This is a genomic window from Gluconacetobacter entanii, assembly GCF_013155425.1.
GTDB classification, from domain to species: Bacteria; Pseudomonadota; Alphaproteobacteria; order Acetobacterales; family Acetobacteraceae; genus Novacetimonas; species Novacetimonas entanii.
This window is the reverse complement of record NZ_JABJWD010000051.1, coordinates 1-7,039: the sequence shown is the minus strand read 5'-3', so window position 1 is coordinate 7,039 and position 7,039 is coordinate 1. Positions and strand designations below refer to the sequence as shown.

Sequence of the window (7,039 nt, the reverse complement as noted above, 5' to 3'; positions counted from 1 at the left end):
ACATGTGTGTGAATGTAAGCTGGGATGTCTTCTGACTGAGCCGAAGGTGGTCTAGCGCACTTAGAGCGGCCGACACCCGGATGACAGATTTCGACTACAATACAGTCGGCAGAAAGAACTGTCGCCGGCCGGGCGGTCTGCTCTCCAGTTTTTACAGTGCCGGATCATGCAGCAGCCGGATGCTGAACACAGTGTGAAAGCGATGGCAGAAATGGTGGCGCGGGAGCGTCGGCAACTGACGCGACTTTTTGCTCAGGACACCGGAGTATCACCCGCCCGATGGGTTGAGCAGACACGCCTGACGGTTGCGCGCAGTCTGCTTGAAGATGGACGTAAACCGCCAAAAGTGGTGGCGGCCGAGGCAGGTTTTGGGTCTGTGAAAATTCTGAGGCGGGTGTTTCAAAGCCATCTTGGCGTCATACCCGCTGAATACAGGAAGCGTTTTGGGAAATTGAGCTGATCCTGCTCTGAGTCATCAATCAGGTTATACGCCTATGCGTTGGTCCCGTTTTCTTTCCATGCCACGCATGCAAGCGCTGTGCTGGCCAGAGCCACCAGACAGATCAGGACTGCACAGCCGAGCCAGCCGTGACGGGCATAGAGAGGGGCAGGAGCAACCGCTCCGATACTGCCGCCCAGATAATAGCATGTGAGATAGAGGCCTGTTGCCGCAGACCGACCATTTCTGGCATGTCGGGCGGTATAGCCGGTGGCACAGGATTGTCCGGCGAAGACGGCCATGCAGGAGAGAGCCAGCCCGACTATGATAGCAGGCAGATAGGCGGAAAGTGTCAGGGCAATTCCGGCAATCCCGGCGATCTGTGAAAGTAGAAAAGCCTGCGTTCGCCCGATCGTGCCGATAAGGCGCCCAAAGAAGGGTGTGACAGTAACAGGCAAAAGGAAGACTACAAACAGGGCACCGACTTCGATTGAGCTCAGGCCAAATGGTGGGGCTGCCAGACGCAGACTCAGATAGGTAAAGGATGTGACCTGCTGAAACAGCAGGCTGGCCCCGACAAAGCATGTGGCGAGCAGCCGCCAGTCCCGCACTCCCTTTGCGACATTCCGTAAACTGTTTCCAAGAGACGCACTGGCTTTGAACTGACGCTCCGTGGGCAGACAGCATACTGTGAGCGCAAGCACTGGCACCAGAAGAACCGCAAAAACCACAAAGGTGGAGAGCCAGCCGGTAAAGGAGGCAGCAGTACCGGCAAGAAACCGCCCGCAAAACCCACCAAATGCCGTGCCCGCTACATACACGCCGTTCATGGTGGTTGCCGTGCGCCCGGACCACTCCTCGGCGATGTATGCCAGAGCAGCGGTGAAGATGAAGGGCACAAGCAACCCTTGCGCAAACCGCAGGGAAAGCAGAGCGGCAAAATTCCATGCCAGAGCGCAGGAGGCGGTTGAAAGGATCAGTCCGACGAGAGCCGTCACCATGACACGCTTGCGGCCGAAACGATCCGAAATGGCGCCTGCCAGCGGGGCAGCAACTGCCACACCCAGCGTGGAGGTGCTGATTGTCCAGGTGCTGGTACCTATGCTGACACCAAACCGGCGGGCGATGTCAGGCAGGATCGGCTGCGTGGCATAGACGTTCAGGAGCGCACAGCTTCCCAAAGCGAAGAGGGCGGCCATTTGTCGAAATGGGACCGCAGTGTCTACAGCTACGTCATTTCTCATTGCCTGGACGTCTGAACGGTTCATGATCCGTTTCGCCTGTTGAGGCGAGCAGGTCGCTGGCAGTCGGGATCCTGTGCGTGAGAGCTGGGTATCGTCATTGTTATTATTCAGCACAACTGATTTGTGAATTGCCTCTTTGAGGGCGCTGGACCTACGCTGACGAACGAGTGTTCGTGAGTCAAAGAACAAATGCGAGAGCCGGTCCCCCTGCGCGATATCGTGATCGAAGCGCGCGAGCTGTTTCGTGAATATGGTTATGAAGGTGCGTCGATGCGTGATCTGGCCGGACGTGTGGGGCTGCGTCCACAGAGCCTCTATACGCGGTTTCCGTCGAAAGAGGCTCTGGTGTCCGAGGTTCTGGCGCTGACGCTTGAAGAAATGCTGGAAGGTCTGCCTGATCCAGACCGGAACTGGCGTAACGCATGGAGGACGCTGATCGGGCGCATCGCGCAGACGCTGGAAAACCATGGTCGCTGCGTCGGCCTGCATCTGGCTTATGGCGTGACATCTGCGACACCTGAGGCGCAGAAAGCCGTCAGGGTATTTTTCAAGTCTGTGCAGGAGGCCATGACCCGGATCCTGCGTTCGGGAAAGATTGCGCCTCCCGCAGCAACTGCTGCCGATACGTTGGCTCAGTTGGAAGGCGCAACGCTCTGGATTGCGACGGAAGGGGACAATAGACCCCTCAAGCGTGCAGTCAGGCGTGCCCTGCACCTGGCTGGTCCTGTGCGCAGGTGTGGAGAAAAGGCCGAACTGCCATCATGACCAATGTTCTTCTGTTTATCGCCGTCGTCGTGGTCTGGGGACTGACGTGGTTCGCCATGCATCTTCAGCTTGGGGCAGCGCCGGTCGAGGTCGCGATCTTCTGGCGTTTCGCGCTTTCCCTCGTTCTGCTCGGCGGCTGGTTATGCCTGTCTGGACGGTTGAGAAGGCCGGCAGCTGATTGTGTACCATGGCTGATCGCCATGGGGATCTGTCTGTTCTCTGGCAATTATCTCGTGCTCTATCGATCGGCCGCCTATCTGCCCAGCGGCATGGTCTCGGTGATCTTCAGTCTGGCCAGCGTTCTGAACGCCCTGAACCTCTGGCTGTTCTTCCGCCAGCGGCCTGACGCACGGATTATCGGCGGCGGCCTGCTGGGCGTAATGGGCGTCGCGCTGCTGCTGGGCGGAGATCATGGAGGAGGGCTGCACGCAGGAAGTCTCCCCGGGGTCGGGTTGGCACTGGCGGGCACTCTGTTCTTTTCACTGGGCAATATGGTTACCCGCAGGATCGGTCGCTTCGATCTGGATCTGCCCAATGCCGTGTTCTACGCGATGGGAGTTGGAACAGTCATCGTGGGAGCCGTAGCGCTCGCGCACGGATACAGCTTCGCTGCTCCGCTTACCGCAGCCTGGCTTGGCGGCTTGGCCTATCTGTCGGTATTTGGCTCGGTCATCGGGTTTTTGACCTATCTGTCTTTGGTGCACCGGATCGGGGCGGACAGGGCTGGCTATACGACGATCCTTTCTCCTGTTCTGGCTCTTGCGGTGTCATGCGTTTTCGAAGGTACGCAGTGGACAGCTGTCATGCTGATCGGACTCCTGCTTGTCATGGCAGGCAATGTATTGGCCTTCGTGCGTCGGCGGCCTGTTCCGGTGCCGGTCGAGGTGGAACAGGCGTGAGTTTCCATTATCATCTCATGCAGAAAAGGCGATAGACATGACAGATGAAGCTCTGATTATTGTGGACCTGCAGAACGATTATTTCCCGGGTGGGCGTTGGCCGCTGGTGGGCATTGAAGATGCTGCTGGTAACGGACGTCTCGTCCTGAGCCACTTTCGGGAAAAAGATATGGCGGTTGTCCATATCCGTCATGAATTCCCGGCCGATAACGCGCCGTTTTTTGCACCGGGTTCATATGGCGCACAGATCAACGAGCTTGTCCTGCCAAAGGAAGGGGAACCGGTGGTTCTCAAGCACCATCCGAACGCATTTCGGGACACGAACCTTAAAACACTTCTGGATGAGCGGGAAATTCGGAAACTGACCATTCTGGGCGCAATGAGCCATGTCTGCATCGATGCGACCGTCCGTGCTGCGGTTGACTTCGGATATGACGTGACCGTGGTGCATGACGCGGTCGCCACGCGTGATCTGGAGTTCAATGGAACAAACGTTCCGGCAAATCAGGTGCATTCTGCATATATGGCGGCGTTGGCATTCGCCTATGCAAAAGTCATGCCGACAGCTGAGATAGTCCATACCTCGGAATGAGGTGCTATCGACAGCCATAGCTCCAGGGGTTTATATGAATATGGTAATTAAAGCATTATCGTGAAAATATTGACTCTTTCAGGAAGCACACGACACAACTCGACAAATACTGCGATGCTGCGCGCTCTGTCGTTCATGGCACCAGCGACATTTTCTATCTCAGTATTTGATCAGGTGAGCGCGCTTCCGGTGTTCTCGCCTGACCTGGAAACGGGTGAACTTCCGCCACAAGTGTGTGCCTTCATGGATCAGGTCGCTGCGAGTGACGGTCTGATCGTATCCAGTCCGGATACGACTTCATGACTGCTGCTCAACAACCCTACGAATATTCCACAGCATGCGGCGGCGTAGTAACCCGCTGACGGGGCGGATCAGAAACCAGTACGGCGTAAAGCGTTGTCTGGCCTTGTCACTGAGGCAGAGGACACGTGTTCCGGTTATGAGGCGACACCTGCTTTCGCTAATGGGCGCGACAGTAAAGCCAAGAACCAGTTTGCAGAGATCTCCCTCCCGTACAGCCATGAAAGCGTCAGGAGAAGGAATGGAGCGAAGTCCATAATCGGCATGCCAGAATGCTCCGACCAGACCATACGCAAGTGCGTGTCCGGTGCGCGCCAGAAGCGTAAAGTCTTCAAGATCCAGTGGCGGGGCGGACAGGCGCTTCATCAGTCGGCCAGGAAGTTCACGCAGACGGATAATCTGACGCACAAGGGGATCATTCTGTACGCGGAAAGCCGCAACGGCATCGAGAATATCAGATGCCTGACCGCGAATGACAATCGCGTGACGTTCAGAAAAATCATAATGTGGGAGCAGGATTTCGAAAGTGTTCATCGGGGCTTCAGTGTTACCAGCTGGTAGTGCGGCCATGTCGTGAAGGTAAGGGTGGTCTGGTCAAAGTCCAATGGGCCATCGGCCGGATGTCGAAACCGGCGAGGGCCGCCTTCTCTTAGCAATACACTCTGATTATGCCACAGCCGTTCAAAATCCGGACTTCGGGATCGAAGCTCCTGCACGAGTGTTTCCACCAGATGCGTGTCACCACGGATGCTGGCAGCCCGGAATTCGGCAAGAACCCGTCGGGCACTGCCTTCCCAGTCATCCAGAAAGGTTCGGGCTGCAGGGTCGAGAAAGACGTAGCGCAGCAGGTTGCGCTCTTCACTGTCCAGCCATCCAACGAAGAGACGCCGGGCCGCTTTGTTGGCGACGCAGGCATTCCACAGGGGATCCAGCACATAACAGGGCATGGTCACCTGCGCCGGGAAAGTCCGGACGGGTTCGGGAAGACTGGATGCGGTGACTGGCCGTGATGCATCGGGATCCTTCAACTGGGCCAGTTCGAATAGATAGAGCCTTTCCGCAGGGGACAGATGCAGAGCCGTGGCAATACGCGCAAGTGTCGTCGCCGAACAGGAGACATTCCGACCCTGTTCCAGCCACGTATACCACGTCGTGCTGATACCACAGAGCTGGGCGGCTTCTTCCCGCCGCAACCCCCGTGCCCGACGCCGTCCGGGCAGGACATGCAATCCAACGTCCTGTGGAGACAGGGCGTCACGTCGCGCACGCAGAAAGGCTCCAAGGGAGCGGTGCTGTTCAGAAGGAAGGTTCATGATGGTGGTTTTTATACCAGTATAAAATGAGACCTTATCCCTTCTTTTTGTGTCCGGCAATCTGACGTCACAGATTACATAAGAGGCAGATGAGAAAAGATGACGGATTCATACACAGCAAGGCAGTATGGCGACCGGGCACAGGACTATGTTGCCAGCGCAGTACACAGTCAGGGCAGTGATCTGGACAGGATCGAACGTCTTGTTGCGGGCAAAGGCCTGCGGCGCGTTCTGGATCTGGGCTGTGGAGGAGGGCACGTGACCTACCGTCTGGCGCCGCATGTCGAAGAGGTGGTTCCCTGCGACATCACCGCTTCGATGCTGGACGCTGTGGCGCACGAGGCGGCACGGCAGGATTTGAATAATGTTGCGACGGTACAGGCCCCGGCAGAGGAGTTGCCATTTGACGCTGGAACTTTTGACGCTGTGTTCTGTCGCTTTACCACCCACCACTGGTCGGATGCTCTGGCAGGTCTGCGGGAGGCACGACGTGTCCTGACTTCTGCAGGTATGGCTCTGTTCATTGATGTGACGGCTCCATCTTCCGCCCTGCTGGATAGCTGGCTGCAGTCGATGGAACTGCTGCGTGATATCTCGCATGTACGGGATTATTCATCTGCTGAATGGACGGCCTGTCTGGGGCAGGCGGGCTTCGTTCTGAAGGCTTTTCAGACCCATCGTCTGCATATGGACTTCGCAAGCTGGGTGGCACGTACGAAAACCCCGATTGAGCAGGCTGTGGCCATTCGTTCCCTCCAGCAGACTGCCCCGGAAGCGGTAAAACGCTATTTCGAGATCGAGGCAGACGGTAGTTTCATGATTGATGTCGGCAGTTTTCAGGTGGCGCCGTTGTGAACCGGTCTGTGATTGTGCCCTTGAAATGCAGGATGTGTCATCATCCGGACCACCAGCAGTTTTCCAGCATTGTGGAGGGGAAGAGATGAGCCGGGAGTCCGTGCAGGCATTTTTCGAGGCAAACGCACCTGATATCGAACCGGTGGTGCTGACAGACAGTACGGCGACAGTGGCGGAAGCCGCTCAGGCTCTGGGTGTGGAGGAAGGGCAGATTGCCAAGACGCTGGCGCTGAAAGTCGGGGATGAGCGGATCCTGGTTGTCATGGCCGGGACGGGACGGCTGGATAACCGCAAGACGAAGGATACGTTCGGCAACCGGCCTCGCATGCTGCCCGCGGACGAGGTGCTGCAACTGACAAGCCACCCCGTAGGTGGCGTGTGCCCCTTTGGGTTGCCGCGGCCGATCAGGGTGTTTTGCGACATCTCCTTGCGTGCGTTTGACGAAGTCTGGCCCGCGGCAGGTGATCGGAACAGTTCCGTATGTCTGACGCCGGAGCAACTGGTGGAACTTGTTGGCGCAGAATGGGTCGATGTCAGCCAGCACTAGGGCCTGTTAGGGCTTGATCCAGTCTGCTGCGGCAGCGATGTGGATGACCGCGAGGAACGACGTTGCTGTTTTTTCATATCTGGTT

10 protein-coding genes are annotated in these 7,039 nt (G+C 57.2%); 7 read left to right on the top strand and 3 right to left on the bottom strand.

Annotation, left to right across the window (positions count from 1 at the left end):
* The first annotated feature begins 166 nt into the window (after positions 1 to 166).
* Positions 167 to 460, top strand: a complete 294-nt coding sequence (locus HNH97_RS09300; protein ID WP_050800791.1) for a helix-turn-helix domain-containing protein — start codon at positions 167 to 169, stop codon at positions 458 to 460.
* A gap of 32 nt (positions 461 to 492) precedes the next feature.
* Here HNH97_RS09300 and HNH97_RS09295 read toward each other — a convergent pair whose 3' ends face one another.
* Positions 493 to 1,683, bottom strand: coding sequence for an MFS transporter (locus tag HNH97_RS09295; RefSeq protein WP_171790695.1), 1,191 nt, complete (start codon positions 1,681 to 1,683; stop codon positions 493 to 495).
* A 189-nt stretch (positions 1,684 to 1,872) separates the two neighbouring features.
* On the opposite strand from HNH97_RS09295, the gene HNH97_RS09290 reads away from it, so the two are divergent.
* Genes HNH97_RS09290 through HNH97_RS09275 form a run of 4 tightly spaced genes read left to right on the top strand, consistent with a single transcriptional unit; the run spans position 1,873 to position 4,242 of the window.
* Positions 1,873 to 2,448, top strand: a complete 576-nt coding sequence (locus HNH97_RS09290) for a TetR/AcrR family transcriptional regulator (protein WP_007400092.1) — start codon at positions 1,873 to 1,875, stop codon at positions 2,446 to 2,448.
* Complete coding sequence (locus HNH97_RS09285; RefSeq protein ID WP_171790694.1) at positions 2,445 to 3,347, top strand: DMT family transporter; 903 nt, start codon at positions 2,445 to 2,447, stop codon at positions 3,345 to 3,347. The genes HNH97_RS09290 and HNH97_RS09285 overlap by 4 nt, the downstream gene beginning before the upstream one ends.
* 37 nt (positions 3,348 to 3,384) lie before the next feature.
* A complete protein-coding gene (locus tag HNH97_RS09280; RefSeq protein ID WP_010511156.1) occupies positions 3,385 to 3,939 on the top strand; it encodes a cysteine hydrolase family protein in 555 nt (184 codons plus the stop codon).
* 60 nt (positions 3,940 to 3,999) lie between these two features.
* On the top strand, positions 4,000 to 4,242 hold the full coding sequence (locus tag HNH97_RS09275) for an NADPH-dependent FMN reductase (protein ID WP_225063087.1): 243 nt from the start codon (positions 4,000 to 4,002) through the stop codon (positions 4,240 to 4,242).
* On the opposite strand, the gene HNH97_RS09270 is transcribed toward HNH97_RS09275, so the two are convergent.
* Both HNH97_RS09270 and HNH97_RS09265 read right to left on the bottom strand, forming a co-directional pair.
* Positions 4,237 to 4,773, bottom strand: coding sequence for a hypothetical protein (locus HNH97_RS09270; protein ID WP_171790693.1), 537 nt, complete (start codon positions 4,771 to 4,773; stop codon positions 4,237 to 4,239). The two genes, HNH97_RS09275 and HNH97_RS09270, sit on opposite strands and share 6 nt — an antisense overlap.
* The gene (locus tag HNH97_RS09265) at positions 4,770 to 5,552 is read right to left on the bottom strand and encodes a helix-turn-helix transcriptional regulator (protein ID WP_171790692.1); all 783 of its coding nucleotides are present in this window, start codon (positions 5,550 to 5,552) and stop codon (positions 4,770 to 4,772) included. Before HNH97_RS09265 ends, HNH97_RS09270 begins: the two co-directional genes overlap by 4 nt.
* 99 nt (positions 5,553 to 5,651) lie before the next feature.
* Here HNH97_RS09265 and HNH97_RS09260 point away from each other — a divergent pair, with 99 nt between their 5' ends.
* Entirely contained in the window at positions 5,652 to 6,407 is a 756-nt protein-coding gene (locus HNH97_RS09260) for a class I SAM-dependent methyltransferase (protein WP_171790691.1), read from the top strand.
* Between the two features lie 85 nt (positions 6,408 to 6,492).
* Entirely contained in the window at positions 6,493 to 6,954 is a 462-nt protein-coding gene (locus HNH97_RS09255; RefSeq protein WP_039999851.1) for a YbaK/EbsC family protein, read from the top strand.
* Positions 6,955 to 7,039 lie beyond the last annotated feature (85 nt).